Annotated in this window: 14 protein-coding genes and 3 pseudogenes; 7 read left to right on the forward strand and 10 right to left on the reverse strand. The window is 72.6% G+C overall.

The window, feature by feature from the left end:
• Positions 1 to 55 precede the first annotated feature (55 nt).
• Both ACIF6F_RS05035 and ACIF6F_RS05040 read right to left on the reverse strand, forming a co-directional pair.
• On the reverse strand, positions 56 to 1,093 hold the full coding sequence (locus tag ACIF6F_RS05035) for a 3-oxoacyl-ACP synthase III family protein (protein WP_399941350.1): 1,038 nt from the start codon (positions 1,091 to 1,093) through the stop codon (positions 56 to 58).
• Positions 1,090 to 2,952, reverse strand: a complete 1,863-nt coding sequence (locus ACIF6F_RS05040) for a ThiF family adenylyltransferase (RefSeq protein WP_399941353.1) — start codon at positions 2,950 to 2,952, stop codon at positions 1,090 to 1,092. The genes ACIF6F_RS05035 and ACIF6F_RS05040 overlap by 4 nt, the downstream gene beginning before the upstream one ends.
• Positions 2,953 to 3,480: 528 nt before the next feature.
• Between ACIF6F_RS05040 and ACIF6F_RS05045 the strand changes: the two genes are divergently transcribed.
• The 3 genes and pseudogenes from ACIF6F_RS05045 to ACIF6F_RS05055 all read left to right on the forward strand — a co-directional run bounded on the left by ACIF6F_RS05045 (position 3,481) and on the right by ACIF6F_RS05055 (position 4,939).
• On the forward strand, positions 3,481 to 3,990 hold the full coding sequence (locus ACIF6F_RS05045; protein ID WP_399941355.1) for a hypothetical protein: 510 nt from the start codon (positions 3,481 to 3,483) through the stop codon (positions 3,988 to 3,990).
• Positions 3,991 to 4,076: 86 nt separating this feature from the next.
• Positions 4,077 to 4,564: pseudogene (locus ACIF6F_RS05050) on the forward strand (SPFH domain-containing protein); the annotation flags it as partial.
• The gene (locus tag ACIF6F_RS05055) at positions 4,565 to 4,939 is read left to right on the forward strand and encodes a hypothetical protein (RefSeq protein ID WP_399942216.1); all 375 of its coding nucleotides are present in this window, start codon (positions 4,565 to 4,567) and stop codon (positions 4,937 to 4,939) included. It begins immediately after the preceding pseudogene.
• A gap of 385 nt (positions 4,940 to 5,324) precedes the next feature.
• Here ACIF6F_RS05055 and ACIF6F_RS05060 read toward each other — a convergent pair whose 3' ends face one another.
• The 5 genes and pseudogenes from ACIF6F_RS05060 to ACIF6F_RS05080 all read right to left on the reverse strand — a co-directional run.
• Complete coding sequence (locus tag ACIF6F_RS05060; RefSeq protein WP_399942166.1) at positions 5,325 to 5,603, reverse strand: Imm1 family immunity protein; 279 nt, start codon at positions 5,601 to 5,603, stop codon at positions 5,325 to 5,327.
• Positions 5,485 to 5,826 (reverse strand): hypothetical protein, encoded by a 342-nt coding sequence (locus tag ACIF6F_RS05065; protein WP_399941358.1) that lies wholly within the window; start codon positions 5,824 to 5,826, stop codon positions 5,485 to 5,487. The genes ACIF6F_RS05060 and ACIF6F_RS05065 overlap by 119 nt, the downstream gene beginning before the upstream one ends.
• Before the next feature lie 45 nt (positions 5,827 to 5,871).
• Positions 5,872 to 6,357, reverse strand: a complete 486-nt coding sequence (locus tag ACIF6F_RS05070; protein WP_399941360.1) for an Imm1 family immunity protein — start codon at positions 6,355 to 6,357, stop codon at positions 5,872 to 5,874.
• Positions 6,354 to 8,138: a DddA-like double-stranded DNA deaminase toxin gene (locus tag ACIF6F_RS05075; RefSeq protein ID WP_399941363.1), complete on the reverse strand. Its 1,785-nt coding sequence runs from the start codon at positions 8,136 to 8,138 to the stop codon at positions 6,354 to 6,356. Before ACIF6F_RS05075 ends, ACIF6F_RS05070 begins: the two co-directional genes overlap by 4 nt.
• Positions 8,139 to 8,418: 280 nt before the next feature.
• Positions 8,419 to 8,898 (reverse strand): annotated as a pseudogene (locus tag ACIF6F_RS05080) (tyrosine-type recombinase/integrase); the annotation flags it as partial.
• 17 nt (positions 8,899 to 8,915) lie between these two features.
• Here ACIF6F_RS05080 and ACIF6F_RS05085 point away from each other — a divergent pair.
• A pseudogene (locus tag ACIF6F_RS05085) lies at positions 8,916 to 9,498 on the forward strand (flotillin domain-containing protein); the annotation flags it as partial.
• A 397-nt stretch (positions 9,499 to 9,895) separates the two neighbouring features.
• Entirely contained in the window at positions 9,896 to 12,565 is a 2,670-nt protein-coding gene (locus ACIF6F_RS05090; protein WP_399941366.1) for an FAD/NAD(P)-binding protein, read from the forward strand.
• A gap of 72 nt (positions 12,566 to 12,637) precedes the next feature.
• Here ACIF6F_RS05090 and ACIF6F_RS05095 read toward each other — a convergent pair whose 3' ends face one another.
• The 3 genes from ACIF6F_RS05095 to ACIF6F_RS05105 form a co-directional block, all read right to left on the reverse strand.
• A complete protein-coding gene (locus ACIF6F_RS05095) occupies positions 12,638 to 13,057 on the reverse strand; it encodes a VOC family protein (protein WP_399941369.1) in 420 nt (139 codons plus the stop codon).
• Positions 13,058 to 13,182: 125 nt separating this feature from the next.
• Positions 13,183 to 14,421 carry an RNA polymerase sigma factor gene (locus tag ACIF6F_RS05100; protein WP_399941372.1) on the reverse strand — a complete coding sequence of 413 codons (1,239 nt, stop codon included), beginning with the start codon at positions 14,419 to 14,421 and terminating at the stop codon, positions 13,183 to 13,185.
• Positions 14,418 to 14,852 carry a YciI family protein gene (locus tag ACIF6F_RS05105; protein ID WP_399941375.1) on the reverse strand — a complete coding sequence of 145 codons (435 nt, stop codon included), beginning with the start codon at positions 14,850 to 14,852 and terminating at the stop codon, positions 14,418 to 14,420. The genes ACIF6F_RS05100 and ACIF6F_RS05105 overlap by 4 nt, the downstream gene beginning before the upstream one ends.
• Positions 14,853 to 15,246: 394 nt before the next feature.
• On the opposite strand from ACIF6F_RS05105, the gene ACIF6F_RS05110 reads away from it, so the two are divergent.
• Together ACIF6F_RS05110 and ACIF6F_RS05115 are read left to right on the forward strand one after the other, a co-directional pair.
• Positions 15,247 to 17,160, forward strand: a complete 1,914-nt coding sequence (locus tag ACIF6F_RS05110) for an ABC-F family ATP-binding cassette domain-containing protein (protein ID WP_399941378.1) — start codon at positions 15,247 to 15,249, stop codon at positions 17,158 to 17,160.
• A gap of 122 nt (positions 17,161 to 17,282) precedes the next feature.
• Positions 17,283 to 18,599, forward strand: coding sequence for a flavin-containing monooxygenase (locus tag ACIF6F_RS05115; RefSeq protein ID WP_399942169.1), 1,317 nt, complete (start codon positions 17,283 to 17,285; stop codon positions 18,597 to 18,599).
• The last annotated feature ends 19 nt before the right edge of the window (positions 18,600 to 18,618 follow it).

The raw sequence follows: 18,618 nt of genomic DNA on the forward strand, positions 1-18,618 counted from the left end.
GGAACGGCCGCGGCGCGTGGACGGCGCCGGGTGGCGTGCGGCGTACCGCGAGGGCTCAGGGCTGGCGCAGCACGAGGGTTCCCCAGTGGAACCCCGCCCCGATCCCGCAGATGACGGAGGTGTCCCCCGGGCGGAGCCCCCCGCTGCCGACGACGCGGTGCAGGGCCGTGAACACGCCCGCCGATCCGGTGTTGCCCAGTTCGTCCAGCGTGACCGGCATGCGGGACGCGGGAACGCCGAGCCGGTGCTGTGCGGCCTGCAGGATGTTGAGGTTGGCCTGGTGGAGGAAGTAGTGGTCGATGTCCTGAGGGGTCAGGCCCGCCCGTTCGACGGCGTTGCCGATGCTTTCGGGCAGTCGGGTGGTCGCGGTGTCCCAGACGGCCCGGCCGTCCATGACGACGTAGTGGCCGCCGGAGGCGACGCTGTCCGCGCTGGTGGGCCGACGGGACCCGCCGGCGGGCACCTGGACGGCGTAGGACAGTTCGGATCCGATGTCGTACGCGAGGAGCCCGGCCCCCTCGGTTCCGGTGCGGCTGAGCACCACGGCCGCGGCCGCGTCCCCGAAGAACACGCCGGCGGTGCGGTCGGTGGGGCTGACGATGCGCGAGGCACAGTCGGCCCCGACGACCAGGACCTGCCGCAAGCAGGGGTTCTGCAGCAGGTGGGCGGCCATCAGCAGGGCATGGATGCCCGACGCGCAGGCGGCCTGGGACACGTCCAGGGCGAGCGCTCGCCGCGCCCCGAGGGCGTCCTTGAGCATGACGGACGTGGAGGGCATCGGCTGGTCCTGGGTGTAGCTCGCCACGATGACGGCGTCCAGGTCCCGCGCGTCGGTCCCCGAGGCCCGCAGGGCCGGCAGGGCAGCAGCGAGACACATGTCCGAGGTCGCGAGGTCCGGTGCGAGCCGCCGCCGCTCGCGGATGCCCGTGCGCGAGGTGATCCAGTCGCCGTTGCGGTGCGTGACCCGGGTGACCTCCTCGTTGGTGACGACGGTCGGCGGGACGTGGAGGCCGCTCCCGGTGATGGCGAAGGACCCCGACGGACCGGTTCCCGTATGGGAGGCCGCCGTGTCGGGGAGCAGGCGGGTGCTCATGCCAGGACGCTCCGCTCCGCCGAGGTCAGGACGGCGAGATCGGCGTAGAAGCGTCCCGACGGGCGGGGGAGCCCCAGCAGGATGCGCCTGGCCGCCTCCGCGGTGAGCGCACCGCCCAGCGCGACCCCGGACGCCAGTTGCGGCCAGCTGCTCAACGTGGTCCCGAGGCGGGCGATCGAGGCCTCCAGCTCGGCACTGATGCCGTTCCGGTCGACCATGGCCAGGATGACGTCGACCTTCTCCTGCGGCGAAAGGTCCTTGAGATCCTCGGACGTGGTGTCGCCGAGGATCCCGTGCAGGAGCGGACGGTCCGGCTCCAGGTCGAAGCGCTCCACGTCCAGCAGGCCCCGGTCGTTGGCGTCCATGACCACGGGGACACGCAGCCGCCGTGCCCACTCCCGGGCCGCGAGCTTGACCCGCGGGTCGTCGCACTCCTCGACGAGCAGATCGACGCTCCCGTGCCCGCCGGTGAAGAACTCCGCCATCGACGCGCCGTCCAGGCCCCGGGGAAAGATCTCGATGTCGAGCCAGGGGTCGATCTCCGCCATCTGCCGGGCGGCGATCACACACTTGTTGAGACCCAGGTGATGCACCCCGGCCCGGAGCCGGTTCAGGTTGGAGACGCTGAGCGTGTCGAAATCCGCCAGCTTGTAGGCGCCGGCAACGCCCTCCATGGCGAAGGTGAGCGCGGCACTGCTGCCCACCGACAGGCCGATGATGCCGACCCGGCGTCCCAGCAGGTGCCGCTGCTGTGGCCGTTCGATGCGCCCGCGGTTGCGGTCGGTGCGCACCAGCCGGAACTCCTCGCGGGGGAGCAGGTGTACGAGCCGTCCGGACCAGGGGTACCACACCCAGGTCCCGTACTCCCGCAGGGACCGTCCCGCCAGCTGGCCGGCGACGGCTCTCTCGACACCCTCCGGGGAGCGGCGCAGTGCCGGTTCGCGACAGGTGACCAGTTCCACCAGCTGCTCCGCGACGGTGTCCGCCACCTCCCGCACCCTGCCCGAAGCCAGCAGGGCCTCGAAGGCCGCGGCGTCCCCGGGCTGCCGCAGGTCGAACAGGTCGGGCCGCCAGCACGGCTCGTCCCCGTTCGTCCCGGTGACGGCGGGCCCGGCGACCGGGCCGGCAGCGGCACCCGCAGCGGCACCCGCAGCGCCTTCGCCCCGTTCCGCCGCGTCGATGTCCGACGCGGGCCTCACCAGCCCGGGGAACGTGTCCTCCAGTTCGTCGACGAGGGCGCCGTACGAGCCGGAACCGTCCGTGGACCGGTGCATCATGACCACGACGTCTTCCGTGTACTGCGCCACGTACCGGCGGGTGCCCGCGACGTGCCGGAAGCCGAACTGCGCGTGGAAGAGGTCCTGCCCGTCCGCCGTGCCGGACGTGCCGACCATGGCCTTGGCCCCCAGGTAATGGGCCGCAGCGATGGCCATTGCGTTGAGGTGGACGCCGAGGCCGAGCTTGCGCGCCCTGTGCTCCACGACCAGACGGCTGTGCTCGAACGTTTCTGCCGCGCTGAGGCCGTGCGACAGCAGGAAATCCCGGTATTGCTCCTCGCCCAGGAAAGAACGTGTCTGGAACAGCTCGCCCGCCTCCGGCGTGCACAACCGGACGTAGCCCAGCGGGGGGCCGTCGGCATGGCGCCTCGCCACGAAATGCCAAGCGCCGTAGTCCAGTTCCTGGTCGTCGGTGTAGACCCCCAGCCCCTTGCGGAACTCGGGCCGCCGGCCGTGGTCGAAGAGAATGCGGGCCCGCAGCTGCCGGACGCGTTCGGCCACGACTTCGCAGCCGGGCCCGCGATCCAGGTGGAAGGCGGTCACCAGCCATCCGGCGTCGGTCGGAACCGTCTGAGTGGGCACGAGGGCCTCCCCCAATCATCAGCTCACCATCGGAACTGACATCCATTGCTGTCGGCGTGGAAAACGATCAAGGGCCGGCATCGTTACGGCACGTGCATGCGAACTGGTGGTCGAGGTGCAGCCTTACGGGTGGTGAGGTCGACAGGGGGCGCACGCTGGCGTGACCGAGGGCGCGCGACGGGCCCTGACGGCAGAGACGTGCGGAGTCGCCCCGGCCGACTCAACCCACTCGGCCGCCCGGCTGAAGTCCGGCGCGCGCTGTCCGTCGAACGCCTGCGGACCCCACCAGCGCACCCGGGCCCACCTTTCCGCGCTCTCCGCGCCCCCCACGCCCCCGCCACGCCCCCCGCGGCACGACGGGGGCGTCACCCTGAGGGGCCGTCTCCCGCGCAGCCGACGGGGGCAGCAGAAGGGCGGCGGCATCAAGAGGGCGTAAAGATTGCCGACGGCAGGCAATGTGCGCGTGGGCATCCTCTTGACAGCCTGGCGTTGTCCGGCGGGAACGGTGGCCAGACGGGGGAGGTGCACATGGGCTTGTTTCTGGGTCTCGGCATCGGGGGGCTCGTGCTGCTCGCCGTCTCGCTGGTGTTCGACGGGGTACTCGAAGGGGTCTTCGAGGGTGCCCTGGACGGACTGTTCGACGGGTGGCTGTCGCTTCCGGTGGTCGCGGGCTTCGTTTCGATGCTCGGTTTCACGGGGGCGATCGTGCTCGGGTCCACCGGACTCGGGCCCGGAGCGGCAGCCGCTGCGGGGGCCGCGGCCGGAGCGGGCGCGGGCTGGGCGACGTACCGCTTCAGCCGCGCCCTGCTCCGGCACGGCGGCGGGAGTGCCCCGCACCAGGCGGAACTCGTCGGTTCGGCGGGCCGGGTGGTCACCGCCATCCCGGCCGGCGGTTTCGGCGAGGTACTGCTGTCGCTGGGAGGGCAGCCGGTGAAGTACGCCGCGACCGCCGACGCCCCGCTGGAGCGGGGGAGCGAGGTCTGGGTGACGGCCACGCCCTCGACGACCTCGGTCACCGTCCGCGCCGTCGAACGCTGAGCAGCACCGGCGAATCCTTTCGCCTCGCTTTCGTCGTTCGTGTTCACCACTGATCCGCCCCGTTCCGGGAGCCAGGGGGAGCCATCATGAGTCCAGTCGTCATCGCGGTCGCGGGAGTCGTCGTACTCCTCGTCCTGCTCGCCCTCGTCGTCGTCACCCGGTACAAGGTCGCGGGTCCCAGCGAGGCGTTCATCATCACCGGCCGGCGCGGCAAGCAGGCCACCGACCCGGACACCGGGCAGGTGTTCACCGACAACAGCGGCCAGAAGGTCGTGGTCGGCGGCGGGGTGTTCGTCGTGCCGTTCGTGCAGCAGCGCTACACCCTCGACCTGTCCAGCCGCCACATTCCCGTCGCCGTCCGGGGCGCGGTCACGCTGCGCGGCATCAAGGCCCACCTCGAAGGCGTCGCGATCGTCAAGGTCGGCGGCACCGAGGACGCCATCCGGGCCGCCGCCCAGCGGTTCCTCCAGCAGCAGGACGGCATCGTCGGCTCATCCGCGACCGCGCCGCGTTCGCCGGACAGGTCGCCGAGGAAGCTGAGGCCAGCCTGTCCGGACAAGGCCTGGTGCTGGACGTGGGCATCGCCGCCGCCTACACCCACCAGCGTCTAGACCCCACCACGTTCCCTCCCCAGCTCGCTCTCGCCCTCGACTTCATGGGCGCCGGAGAAGTCGTGCGCGAGCTGTGCTTCCTCGCCGTCGCCACCCGCAACCGTGGCAAAGAAGGCGCCCTCGCCGACGAAGCCGTTACAGAGGCCCTGTACGACATCATCGACTGCGAGCCCGAGGCCGAACGGATCTACGTGCTCGGACAGGTCGACTACAACAACAAGGCCAGCATGCAGATGCTGGATCGCTTCAACTTCCGTCAGCTCACACAAGGCGTTCCCCCGCCCAGAGGCGACCAGCGCCTTGGGTGGTGGCTCCACATCATCGACCCTCCCCAATAGGGCCACCACGGACCACCCGCCGCTCACCCAACTACCCTGAGCCGGGTGAGCGGCGCCCCAGACCCCCGACGCGATCCTCGACGCCTGGCTCGCCAAAAGCTACGTCCGCGCCGACGGCCAGCCCGTGGCCGGCCGCGCCTGGGACGACGACACCGTCTCCGGTACACCGCCGCCCTCGCCGAATGGCCGGTCCACCCGGCCGGGCAGGCGCCATACGACCAGTCCTGGTTCGCCTGCATCGGCCCCCGCGTCTGGCACGTACTACCCTTGGCGCCCCAGTAACCCTGCCACCCACCCTTTCGAGCTCAGCGTCACGCTCGTGGTCGACTGAGAGTGCCCCGTGCTAGATGACGGCACGGGGCACTATTTGATTCCCAGAAATTAGTCATACACTTTGATCAAGCAGGAGCCAATCGATGCATTTCGGTCGGTCGCCCGTGCGGGCGCGGCAGAATTCCTCCTGCGCTTCTCGGACCTTGGCGATCGGAATGGCGGCATCTGGGGGGAGTGCGTCGGCGTTCCCGAGTCCATGATCAATCGAGGGTCTACTGAGGGGGGGTTTTACTTCCTGAGGTCCAGATGAACCTGGAAATATGATCCTCGCCTGACCCTTCGACAGGTTCCAGAAGGTACCAACGAAGAGCGCCGTAGCCGGTTTTGGTATTCACGCTGACGTAGAGGCAGTTACTTTCCCATCGCTCATCGGTCTCTTCCGGATACTTTCCCTTGACGATGCTGACGACGGCCTTCTCGGGTATGATCGAAAAGCCGTCCGGAGTCGCAGATCCTTGCGGAAGGTCCTCCATGATGTGGTTGACAAGTGCGTCGACCTCATCCTCAGACCGGGCGTAGAAAGTGTCTTCATCTGCGGCCGAGGCGACGATCATGCCGAGCCTTGGGTTTTCAGCGCTTCTTCGCCGACATTTCGACCGCTATTCAAGGATGGTGCCATCGAAGTTCCCTTCGATCCATTGGATGCATGTCGGGCGGTCTCCTGTGCCGTTCCTGCAGAACTCTTCGATTGCGGCACGCAAAACTGGAATGGGGAGGGCGCTTGTGCGGTGCATGTAGGTAGGCGTCCAGGGGTCGCTCATGAGTTCCGGGTCGAACGCTAGAGGATCGAGGTTCACCGAGACCCAGATGGAATCTGCGAAATCCTTCCCACCGCTTTCTGCAAGCCGTTCGGCGGTGTCCCCGTCCGCGTACCAGACAAGACCACCGCATCGCCTATCGTGATTCACCGTCACAGTAAGCGAGGCTTCCTTGGGCACAGGGTCCTCAGTCTTGTGGTAGAGGAACGATGAAGTGTCGCAAGTCAGACCGCTACTTCTCATGGTGAGCGCGCGATCGATGGCTGCAGCCACCTCGTGCTCGTTGCGCAGGAAAATGGTCTCATTGATGTGGATGGAGAGAATCAAGGCAGTGGGACCTTCCTTTTGCCTACCAGGGGTACAGCCTTGGCTGCACCAGGGTAGTACACGTTCAGAGTGTGCCCGTCGGGCAGGATCGCCTCGATGGCTCCATAGCAGTTGAGCGCCTTCCTGCAAACTCCTTGACTATTGTTGATGACCACTGTCGCCGTGCTGATTTTGTTTTCTGCCATCCAGGCTGCATATTTCGCCTCGACGTGTGAAGATGGCGGGTATTTGGGTTCCACCCTGGGCTTCTTGAACCCGGGATGATCCGATGTGTAGATCATCTTGTTGGCCTTTACGTACCAGGGATCTGCACTGCCATCGGCCAGCACTTCGCCACTGCGCACCTCGCGGAGGGAATCCGGAAGGGACGAAAGAACTTTGCCGTCGGCACCACGCAGCTGCCCGACTGTCTTGTCTCCCTCGAACCACTTGGGGAGCGCATTCTGGATCTGGACCACCCAGGCGGGGCAGGTCGTGTCGGTGTTGTGGACGAGGACGTCGGTGGTGCCGGTGTTGACGTAGTAGGTGTGGAGGTCGTCGACGGTGAGGTCGTAGGCCGGCTGGAGGCCCGTCCAGTGGCTGGTCTTGCCGACCTGGACCGCCGTACCGACAGGGGTGCGGAGGGCGTCACCGGTGCGGAGGTCGACGGCGTCGATCCAGCGCTTGCGGTTCTCCACCCAATACGGGTGGTGGTCCGTGGAGGTCAGCTCGGAGCCGTCTGAGAGTGTGACGTCCGTGAAGTCGCGGTCGTCGGGTGTGGTGATTGTGCGGGTGACGGGCCGTGGGCCGGACTCGCCGGTGACCGGGTCGGTGGTAGTGACGAGGTCGCCGACTTGGATCTGCTCGATCGGGCGGTGGCTGCCGTCGGCCATGAGGACCTTGGTGCCTGCCGGGAAGCTGTGTGCGGCGGCGCCAACCAGGCATCCGACGGAGCGGGTGAACTTCCTGGACTCGATGAGTGCCTGGATTCCGTCGAGCGCCTTGTCGGCGAGCTTGAGCTTGCCGACGGGCAGGATCCCGATGCCGGCCATCATGCACTGAGCCAGAGTGGGTTCGGTGACGCACTTCTTGATGTCGTTGAGCCCGCTGACCTCCCAGATGAGGGCCTCGAGTGCGGGATCGACCTGCGGCATCTGGATCACGGAGTCGCCGGGGGAGCCGACGCAGGCCATTATCGGGGCCATGGTTTCGCGGGTGGGGTGCGGAATGCACACCCGCTTGGGCTGTTTCGCCTGCTGGCGCTTGCGTTCTTCGGCGGCCTGTCGCCGGGCTTCGGCGATCTCCGCCTCACGCTTGGTGGCGACGGTCGCCCAGGCCTTCTTGGCCATTGCCTCGGCCTGCTCGCGGCTCTTGCCCGCTGCGAGGGCGGAAGCGCGGGCCTGTTCGGCGGAGGCATTGGCTTCGCTGGCGGACTGGCGGGCGTAGCCGGCGGAGAACTCGGCCTCGGCCGCGGAGTCGGCGGCTGCGTTGGCGTCCTGATCGGCCTGGTCGGCCGCGGTACGGGCGGTGGCGGCTGACTTGCGTGCCTCAGAGGCGGACTGTTCGGCTGCGTCAGCCGACCGGTCGGCTGCGGCGGCGTGGCCGGCGGCCTCGGCGGCAGAGGCCTTGGCCTTTTCAGCGGCGTCCTTGGCTTCGGTCGCGGCGTTTTTGGCCTTGAGGGCGGCTTCGACGGCGAGCCAACGGTCGCGTTGGGCCTGGGCAGCGACGGTCTGGCCAATGCTGACCAGTCGCGCGATTTCGGCTCGGTGGTTGGCGGTGAGATCGTCCTTGCGCTTGGCCATGTACTGGCCGACGGTGACGAACTCGTCGGACTCGGCTGCCCCGCATCGCCTCCCGTCCTGGACGGTGCGCCGCGCGATCGTCGGCTGCGCGAGCTGCTGGGCTCGTACGGGGCCCGCCGGCAAAGTGCTCGTCGAACAGGCCGAGCCCGCGGACGAGCAGGCTGCGGAGGGCGGCCTCACCCGGACTGTGCCGGCTTCCCGCGGCGGCGCGGACCTCTCGGTCACGGGCACGAAGCAGCTGACCGGCTCTTTTCCCCCTCAGCGGGTGGGGCGGGCTGGATCAGGGGGCGCCGACGTCGCCCTGCCCCTCGTCGGGGGATGGTCGCCGGCCGCCTTCGGCGACGGTGGCGCAATCGGACCGCGGGTACTGGCTGAGTGCGGCGGCGGTGGTGGTGGCCATGTCGTACATCGGGCTCTGGTCGAGCAGCCTGCGACGCGTGTGGTAGCGCGCGGTGGTGCGCGGGTCGCGGTGATCGGCGGCCTGCTGGATGCGCTCGGCCCGGGCGCTGGGGCGCCCGAAGGCGTGGTTGATGACGGAGTGCTTGAGGGAGTGGGGCGGGAGCCGGTCCGCCTGCGATAGGTCGGCTCGCTGGGCCAGTTTGCGCAGGGTGCGCCACACGGACGGCTCGTCCAGGGGCTTGCCGGTGCGGGTGGCGAAGATGTAGCCCTCGGTGCGGTCGCCGATGAGTTCGCGGATCGCGGCGTCCAGTTCGGGCCCGAGCACCTTGGGCGTCCAGCGCAGGCCCTTGACGCGCACGCGGACGGTGCGATGTCCGTCGGTGTAGCCAACGCCAGGCGGCTCTGACCGACCGCCAGCTCGACACCCAGGTCCGCAAGCCCGCCGACGCCCGCCGCTACGAGGCCGAGCAGCAGGCCGAGGCCCAGCGCATCGCCCGCGTGAAGCAGGCCGAGGCCGAGGCCATCGAGGGCGCCAAGCGCGGCGAGGCCGAGCGCGCCCGCCGCGCCGCCATCGCGGACGCCGTCCGGCTGGAGGGCGACGCCGAGGCCGCCGCCATCGCGGCCCGGGGCACCGCCGAGGCCGAGGCGATGCAGAGGGGCCGACGCGTACGAGCGCTACGGGGACGCGGCCATGGTGCAGATGCTGGTCGACGCCCTGCCCCAGGTGGTCGCAAAGGCGGCCGAACCCCTGTCCGCCATCGACAAGATGACCGTCATCTCCACCGACGGCGCGAACAAGCTCTCGCGGACGGTCGCCGACAACGTCGCCCAGGGCATGGAACTCCTCGGCTCCACCACCGGCGTCGACCTCGCCCAGCTCCTCAAGGGCCTCACAGCACCCAAGCCGGGCCCGGACACCTCCCCGGCCGCGGTCAACGGCAAGATCGCCGTCACGGAATAGCCGCCACGCGGAAGCCGGGGCCCCTTCCCTGGGGAGCGGGCCCCGGCAGCGGCATGCCGCGCGCACGCGGACCCGGGTGGCGTTCCCCGGCGGAGTGCCCCTGCTCGGCACCCGCCGAAGGGTGCGGCGACACGGCGCGGCGATGGTTGCCGGCGCTGAGGGCGGCTTCCCATGGCCGCAATCGGGCCCGACCGCTCTTCGAGCGCTCACGCCCTGCCTCTCGAACAGATCGGGGCGCCGGTTGCGGCCCGTTCCGAGTGGTGCCTGAGTGGTTTTCGAGCGGTTGGTGAGTTCCTCTGGGGGAGAGCTTTTCCTACCTAGCCAGTGGGAAAAGCTCGCGCGAACCGAAGGTGGAGTTGCGTCCCGTCGGCTCCGCCGATCACTTCCGGAGGATCACATGAGTCCAGTTCGTGAGCGGTACACGGTGGCCGTCGTCGGCGCGGGTGCGGCAGGCGCGCTGACCGCCGTCCACCTCTGCGAGACGGCCACGCGCCGCCGGACCCCCATCGACCTGGTCCTGATCGACCCGGCCCCCGAAGCGGGCCGCGGCACCGCCTACTCGACCCGGGATCCCGGGCACCGCCTCAACGTGCCCGCCGGCGGCATGAGCTGCTACCCCGACGACCCCGGCCACTTCGTGCGGTGGCTGTGCCGCCACGGCCAGCCCGGGGTCACGGCAGGCGAGTTCGCGACCCGGTACCGGTACGGCGCCTACCTCGCCGACACCCTCGCCCAGACCATCGTCCGCGCGCACGGCACCGTGTCCGTGCGTCGGCTCGCCATTCGGGCCGAGCACGTCGGCGAAGGCCGGCAGGGCGGGGTGGCGATTCGGCTCGCCGACGGGACGCGGATCGATGCCGATGCCGCCGTCCTGGCCACCGGGCCCGCCGCGCCGACCGCCGGCTGGGCGCCCGAGGAACTGCGCGTCGCCGACCGGTTCATCGCCACGCCCTGGGCCCCCGGTGCCCTGGACGGGCCCCTCGCCGACGACAGCGACGTCCTTCTCGTCGGCTCCGGCCTGACCTCCGTCGACCTCGCGCTCACCCTCGAACGTCCCGGCCGCACCGTGCACACCGTGTCCCGCAACGGTCTGCTGCCCCAGCCGCACACCCTGACCCCGGCCGGCCCCGTGCCCGCCCCCGAGGGCATCCACGACGTCCCGTACGACCGGCTGCGCCGCGTCGTCTACCGCCACATCGCCCGCGCCGTGCGCCTGTACGGCGACTGGCGCCCCGCGCTCGACAGCCTGCGCCCGCACACCGCGCGCCTGTGGAGCCGCCTCACCACCGAGGAGCGCGCCGCATTCCTGCGCCGCGACGGCGCGCTGTGGAACACCCACCGCCACCGCATGGCGCCGGCGACCGGCGAGTCCATCCTGCGCGCCCGCACCGCGCGCCGGCTGGCCCTCCACGCCGGAACCGTCACCAGCGCCGGCGTCCGCGCCGACGGATCGCTCGACGTCGGGCTCTCCGGCGGGCGCGACCTGCACGTGGGCTGGGTCATCGACTGCACGGGGCCCGGCCCGGTTCAGGCCGACCCCCTGTGGCGCTCCCTGTTCGAGGCCGGTACCGCGACGCCGGGCCCGCTCGGCATGGGCGTCGCCACCCTCGACGGGCGCCTGCTCGACGAGCAGGGGACCGCCGTTCTGCCGCTGTACACCCTGGGCGCCCCGCGCCGCGGTGAGCTGTGGGAGACCACCGCCATCCCCGAGATCCGCGTGCAGGCGGCGGCCCTCGGCCAGGAACTGCTCGCACCGCTGGCCCCCCGGCGCCGCACCACGCGCCGCCCCCTCGACGGACACGGCCTCGCCCTCTTCACCCACGCCGAGGCGGCCGCCGCCTACCGCACCGGACTCGACCGGATCCTGAAGGTGCGGGCGGGCGCCGAGGACTCCCTGACCCGCGCGGTCCGCCTCGACCCCGGCTTCGCCCTCGGGCACGCGGCCCTGGCCCTGCTGGGACACGAGTGCGGCGCCGCCGTCGACGTACCCAGGGCCCTGGCGGAGGCGCAGCGCTGTGCCAGGGAGCGCGCGTGTGAACGCGAGCGCTCCTTCGTGGAGGTCGTCACCCGCCGCGTCCACGGGGACGACGGCGACGCGGCCCTCGTACGGCACCTGGAGCACCACCCGGCCGACGCCCTCGCCCTCGCCGTGGCCGTGCCCACCATCGCCTTCTCCGGCGTCGACGACCTCGACGACGACTACGCGCTGCGCCTGGTCGAGCGGACCTCCGCCGCGTACGACGGCCACTGGTTCCACACCTCGCTGCTGGCGTTCCTGCGGCAGGAGCAGGGCCGCCTGCACGAGGCCGGCGAACTCGCCCACCGAGCCCTGGCCGTCGAACCCGCCTCCGGGCACGCGGTGCACGCGCTCGCCCACGTCCACTACGAGAGCGGAGCGCACCGCGCGGGCCGCGACTGGCTGGAACGCTGGGTCGCAGGGCGGGGCCGCGGCGCCGTGCACCGGGCCCACTTCTCCTGGCACATCGCCCTGCACGAACTGGCCCTGGACGACCCCGCCGCCGTACGCAGGCGCTGGTTCACGCAGCTCGCCCCCGGCCGCGTGACCGGCGTACGCGCCCTGGTGGACTCCGGCTCCCTGCTGTGGCGGGCCCGGCTCAGCGACAGCTGGCGCGGCGACCTGCCCGCCGCGGACGTCCTGGACGCGGTGCAGGCGGAGGTCCTGGAACGGCCCGCGACCGCCTTCACGGCCCTGCACTGCGCCATCACCCTCACCGCCGCAGGGGACCTGGCCGCGCTGCGCCGCCTGCGCGACCACGCGGCGGCCGCCGACGAGGTCCAGCGCGAGGTCATCGCCCCCCTGTGCGACGCGTTCGCCGCGCTCGTCGAGGAACGCTTCCGCGAGGCCGCCCGCGGCCTCGACGCGCTGCTGCCGGTGCTGCGCCGGGTCGGCGGCAGCGCGGCGCAGCGCGAGGTCGTCGAGGAGACCCTGCTGTACGCGCTGACGGCGGACGGCCGCTGCGACGCGGCGGCCCGCCTGCTGGACGCCCGCCTGGAACGCACCCAGGCCCCCCGGGACCGCCGGATGCGGGCCGGCCTGCCGGCCTGAGGCAGGCCGGCACGGCGGCTGGCCGGGCTCGCCGCCCGTGCGCCGGGCGGCGCGGTCGCGGCGTGTTCCGGTTCAGGACTGGTGTTCGCCGGCGATGTTGACCATCCACGTGATGCCGAAGCGGTCGGTGCACATGCCGAAGACGTCCCCCCACATCTGCTTCTCCAGGGGGACGGACACGGTGCCGTCGTGGGACAGCTTGTCCCAGTAGCCGCGGAGTTCGTCCGCGTCGTCGCCGCTCAGGCTCACCGCGATGTTGTTGCCGGCGTTCAGCGGCATGCCGGGCGGGTTGTCGGCGCCCATCAGGGTGAAGCCGCGGGGCGTCTCCAGCATGCCGTGCATGATCTTGTCCTCGTATCCCGGGGGCGCCTCGCCCCCGAAGCCGCCGTAGGTGTGGACGGCCAGCTCGCCGCCGAAGACCTCCTGGTAGAACTCCATGGCGGACTTCGCGTCGCCGTCGAAGCTGATGTACGGGTTGAGGCGAGAGGGCACGGTGGCTCCCGATGTGACGGATGGTCGGTTCCGGAAGGTTATGTGCCGGTGGGGCGTGGGCGCGGGACCACGCCGGCGTGGCCGGTTCCGCGTCGCGCGGCCCCGGGCCGGTGCGGCGGTGCCGGTCACGGGTCGAGCCGGGCGGCCCGGGTCTGGAGGTAGCGGCGCTCCGGGAGGCTGAGGGTGGCGCGGGCGGCCGCGCGGTAGGCCTCGGCGGCGCCCTTCGGGTCGCCGGCGCGTTCGAGGAGGTGGCCGCGGACCGCCGACAGGCGGTGGGACCGGGCGAGGCGGGGTTCCAGGGCGGTCAGCGCGGCGAGCCCCGCCTCCGGGCCCTCGACCATCGCCAGGGCGACCGCCCGGCCGAGCTCCGCCATCGGGTCGGGGCCGGGCGACCGGGCCACCAGGACGTCGTAGAGGGCGAGGATCTGGGGCCAGTCCGTCCCCTCCGCGTCCGGGGCCTCGTCGTGCAGCGCGGCGATCGCCGCCTGGAGCTGGTACGGGCCGGGCAGGCCCTCCGTCAGCGCCTCCTCGACCAGGGCGGTCCCCTCGGCGATCGCCGCCCGGTCCCACCGGGTGCGGTCCTGCTCGTCGAGCGGCACCAGCTCGCCGTGCGGCCCGGCGCGGGCCGCGCTGCGCGCCTCGGTGAGCAGCATCAGGGCGAGCAGGCCCGTCACCGCGCCCTCGCGGGGCAGCAGCCGGCGGACGGTGCGGGTCAGGCGGATGGCCTCCCGGGCCAGGTCGGGGCGGTGGAGGGCGGGGCCCGAGGTGGCGGTGTAGCCCTCGTTGAAGATCAGGTAGAGCACCTGGAGCACGGATGCCAGGCGGGCGTCGCGGTCCCCGGGGCCGGGCGGGCGGAAGGTCCGGTCGGCCCCGTGCTCCCTCAGCCGCGCCTTCGCCCGGCTGATCCGCTGGGCCATCGTCGCCTCGGGGACGAGGTGGGCGCGGGCGATCTCCGCCGTGGTCAGCCCGCCCACGGCCCGCAGCGTCAGCGCGACCCGCCCGGCCGGCGGCAGCACCGGGTCGCAGCACAGGAAGAGCAGGGTGAGCGTGTCGTCGTCGGCCGGCGCCGCCCGGACCTCGCGGGGTTCGAGCCGCACCGCCCGTTCCTCGCGCCGGGCCCGGGCCGCCTCGGCCCGCAGCGCGTCCGTGAGGCGCCGGGAGGCCACCCGGATCAGCCAGCCGCGCGGATTGGCCGGCACCCCGTCCCGGGGCCACTGGCCGGCCGCGGCGAGCAGCGCCTCCTGTACGGCGTCCTCGGCGGCGTCGAAGTGCCCGTACCGGCGCACCAGCGCGCCGAGGACCTGCGGCGCGTGCAGCCGCAGCAGGTCCTCGACGTCCCGCGGGCCGGGCCCGGGCCCGGTCAACCGGTCTCGCCCCCGCCCAGCTCGCCGCCACCGGCCTCGTCGATCTCCCGGATGACGACCGGGAAGACGGGGGCGCCGGACGGCGCCGGGCAGCGCGCCACCCGCGCCGCGATCTCCGTCACCCTCTCCAGGCTCTCGCAGTCGAGCACCCAGTACCCGGCGAGCACCTCCTTCGTCTCCCCGTACGGCCCGTCGGTCACGACCGGCCGGCCGTCCGCGTCCGCGGTCACGTGCCGGGTCCTCGCGGGCTCGGTGAGGCCCTGCGCGTCGACCAGTTCCCCGGACTCCGCCAGGTCGTCGTTGATCGCGTTCATGTGGGCGAACATCGCCTTCAGCTCGGACTCGCTCCAGGCCGGGCTGTGTGCCGAGGCCCGGCCGTTCATGGCGTCGTAGTCGGCCTGCGCGCCCTGCACCATCACCAGGTACTTCATGGCGTTCCTCCGTGTGTCGTGCGTCTGCTCCGTCTGGTCCGTCTGTTCCGCCCGCTCCGCCGCTCCGCTCCGTCGTCCGGTCGCGTGCCGCGGGGCCGGTGCACAGGAGACGTCGAAGCCGGTCCGCGATCCTCGACAGCACGCCGGACCTCACCGGTACGGGCGTACGGAATCCCGGCGAAAAGGGCATGCACCCGTCCGGGAGGCTCGGCTACGGTGGGCGCATGGGCAGCTTCCACTTCTTCCTCTGATTCCCGGGACCCGGGACGCCTGACCGTCCGGCCGCGCCCCGAGGCGCGTGTGCGGGGCCCCCGGCGCTCCCACGTGACGTCCCGTGCCCATCGCCGCCGCGCCCCGTCACCCGGGCCGGCCGCACCCACGTCAGGGAAGAACCATGCGCGAACGCGCCCCCCGCCGACCCGCCCCGGCACCCGTCCCCGCCGCCGTCCGGGATCCCGCCCCGGTCCGCGATCCCGCCCCGGCCTCCGCTGCCGCCCCCGCCCGCGGTCCCGCCCCGGGACCCGCCTCCGCCGACGCGCCCGCCGAACGGTCCCAGCTCGCCGTCCGCGGGCTGTCGAAGGAGTTCGGACCTCGCCGGGTCCTCGACCGGGTCTCCTTCACCGTCCGCCCCGGAGAGCGGGTCGCCGTCGTCGGCGAGAACGGGTCGGGCAAGTCCACGCTGATCAGGCTCCTCGCCGGCCTCGACGCCCCCGACGAGGGGGAGATCACCGTCCGGGCCGCCGGCGGGATCGCGCACCTCGCCCAGACCTCGGCCCTGCCGCCCACGGCCACCGTCCAGGACGCCGTCGACGCGGCACTCTCCGAACTGCGCGCACTGGAACGCGCCCTGCGCCGCGCCGAGGAGAACCTCGCGGACGCCGGCCCCGCCGAACTCGCCCGCTACGGCGGGCTGCTGGAGGACTTCGGGCGCCGCGGCGGGTACGAGGCGGACGCGCGGATCGCCGCCGCCCTCGACGGCCTCGGGGTCGGCGGCATCGGCCGGGACCGCCCCCTGGACACCCTGTCCGGCGGCGAACGCTCCCGGCTGGACCTCGCCGGCGCCCTCTGCTCGGGTGCCGGGCTGCTGCTCCTGGACGAGCCCACGAACCACCTCGACGGCGACGCCGTGCACTGGCTGCGGCGGCGCCTGGCCGCCCACCGCGGCACCGTCCTGGTCGTCACCCACGACCGGGCGTTCCTGCGGGAGTACGCCACCACCGTCCTGGAGGTCGACGCCGACACCCGCACCGTGCGCCGGTACGGCGACGGCTGGGACGGCTACCGGGCCGCCCGCGAGGCCGAGCGGCGCCGGCTGGCGCAGGAGCACCGCGCGTGGCGGGAGGCGACGGCCCGGGCCGAGGCGCTCGTCGACGCGTCCGGCACCCGGCTCGCGGGGACCGGCAAGAACCCCCGGCAGGGCTTCGGGAAGCACCGCAGGTCCTCGGAGGCCAAGCTGTCCGGCCGGGTACGGGCCGCCCGGGCCCGCCTGGACGACCTGCGGGCCCACCCGGTGCCGCCGCCCCCGGTGCCGCTCCGCTTCACCGCCGAGCTGCGCACGGGGCCCGCGGTGGCTCCTCCCGGCCCGGGTGCGCGGGCGGTGTCCGGTACGTGGGCGGTGCCGGGTGCGGGCGGCAGGTCGGACGCGGGCCGGGTGCCGGAGGGCTTCGCGCCGGGTGCGGTTCAGGCCGGGGAGCCCGGCGTGCCCGGCGCCGAAGGGCCCGTACCGCCCGTGGCCGAGGCCGAGGGCGTGGTGGTCGGGGACCTGCTGCGGGTGCCGGCGCTGCGCGTGCCGCCCGGCGGCCGCCTGCTGGTGTCCGGCGCCAACGGGGCCGGCAAGTCGACCCTGCTGCGGCTGCTGGCCGGCGTACGGCGGGCGGACGCCGGGCGGGTCACGGTCAGGGCGCGGGTCGGCTACCTCCCGCAGGAGCCGGCGGCGCTGCCCGCCGGGCCCGGCGCCACGCTGCTCTCCGGGTACGCGGCCGGGCGCCCCGGTCCGGCGGCGGAGCACGCGGCGGAGCTCCTGGCCATGGGCCTGTTCCGGGCCGAGGACCTGCTGCTCCCGGCCCGGGGCCTGTCGGCGGGCCAGCGGCGCCGGATCGAGCTGGCCCGCCTGGTGTCCCGGCCGGCCGGGCTGCTCGTCCTGGACGAGCCGACGAACCACATCGCCCCGGCGCTGACCGACGAGTTCCAGGAGGCGCTGGCCCGCTACCCGGGCGCGGTCGTCCTCGTGACCCACGACCCGGTGCTGCGGGACGCCTTCCCCGGCGACCGCCTCCACCTGGTCGCGGGCCGCCCCGCAGCACCCTGACGCGGGGTCGGAATCGCGCCACGGTGGCGGAACAGAAGCCTCCACACGCCCTGTTGCGGGGCTCCGGTGCGATGGCATGATCACGATCTGGAGAGCGGAAGGGAGCACCCGTGGGAGAGACCCTGAGCGTGTGCGTGATCGGTGCGGGCCTGTCCGGACTGGCGGCCGCGCACGCGCTGGCGGCCGACGGGACGGCGTTCGTGTGCCTGGAGAAGTCGCCGGGCGTCGGCGGCATCTGGCGCCGTCCCGGAGCCGGGGAGACCGGTCCCGGGTACGCGTCGCTGCACCTCAACACCGCCCGGCAGCTGACCGGTTACACCGACTTCCCGATGCCGGACACGCTCCCGCAGTACCCCCGGCACAGCGATGTCGCCGCCTACCTGCGGTCGTTCGCCGAGTGGGCCGGGCTGCTCGACCGCATCGAGTTCGGCACCGAGGTGCTCTCCGTGCGCCAGGAGCCGGACGCGAGCTGGACCGTGGTCAGCCGGGACGCGTCCGGGGTGCAGGCCTCCCGGAGCTTCCGGCACGTGGTCGTCGCCTCGGGGCACAACGACGTCCCGACCCTGCCGAAGCCCGCGCCGCCGGGCGCCGACTCCTTCGCCGGAACGATCCTGCACGCCCTGGACTACCACGACGGCGCGGACTACCGCGGGCAGCGCGTCGTCGTGGTGGGTCTCGGCGCCTCCGCCGTGGACATCGCCGCCGACCTGTCCCGGCACGCCGCGCGGACCGTGCTCTCGGTGCGCCGCGGGCTGCACATCGTCCCCAAGCAGCTGTACGGCAGATCCGTCGACCAGATGGCCGAGGAGCCCTGGTTCACCGCGATGTCGCTGCCCGAGCAGATCGCCTTCGTCGAGCGGGCCCTGCTCTGTGCCCGGGGCAGGCTCTCGGACTACGGGCTGCCCGAGCCCGACCACCCGATCTTCTCCTCGCCGGTGACCATCTCGGACGAGCTGCTCAGCCGGATCCGGCACGGGGCGGTGACGCCCCGGCCGGCCATCGACCACCTCGACGGGCAGCGGGTCGTCTTCACCGACGGCAGCTCGGAGGAGGCCGACGCGATCGTCTACTGCACGGGCTACCGGATGGACTTCCCGTTCCTGGAGGCGGGCTGCCCGGTCGGGCCGTCCGGTGCGGTCGAGCTGTACCGGCGGGTCGTCGCCCCCGACCGTCCGGGCCTGCACTTCATCGGCCTGGTCCGCCCGGTGGGCGCCATCACCCGCCTCGTCGAGGCCCAGTCGCGCTGGGTCGCCCGCATCGTCGCGGGCACGGCGGACCTGCCCCCGGCCGCGGCGATGCGGGAGGAGATCACCGCGTACCTGACCGGCATCGCCGCCCGCTACGGCACGGCGGAGGGCGGCACGTCGATCCAGGTCGACGTGGGCCCCTACCTGCGGGAGATGGGGTCCCTGCTCGACCGGGCCGCGCAGCGCATGTGAGCGGCGCAGGTCAACCGCC

The sequence above is a fragment of the Streptomyces sp. NPDC086023 genome, from assembly GCF_044540325.1.
Taxonomy (GTDB): domain Bacteria; phylum Actinomycetota; class Actinomycetes; order Streptomycetales; family Streptomycetaceae; genus Streptomyces.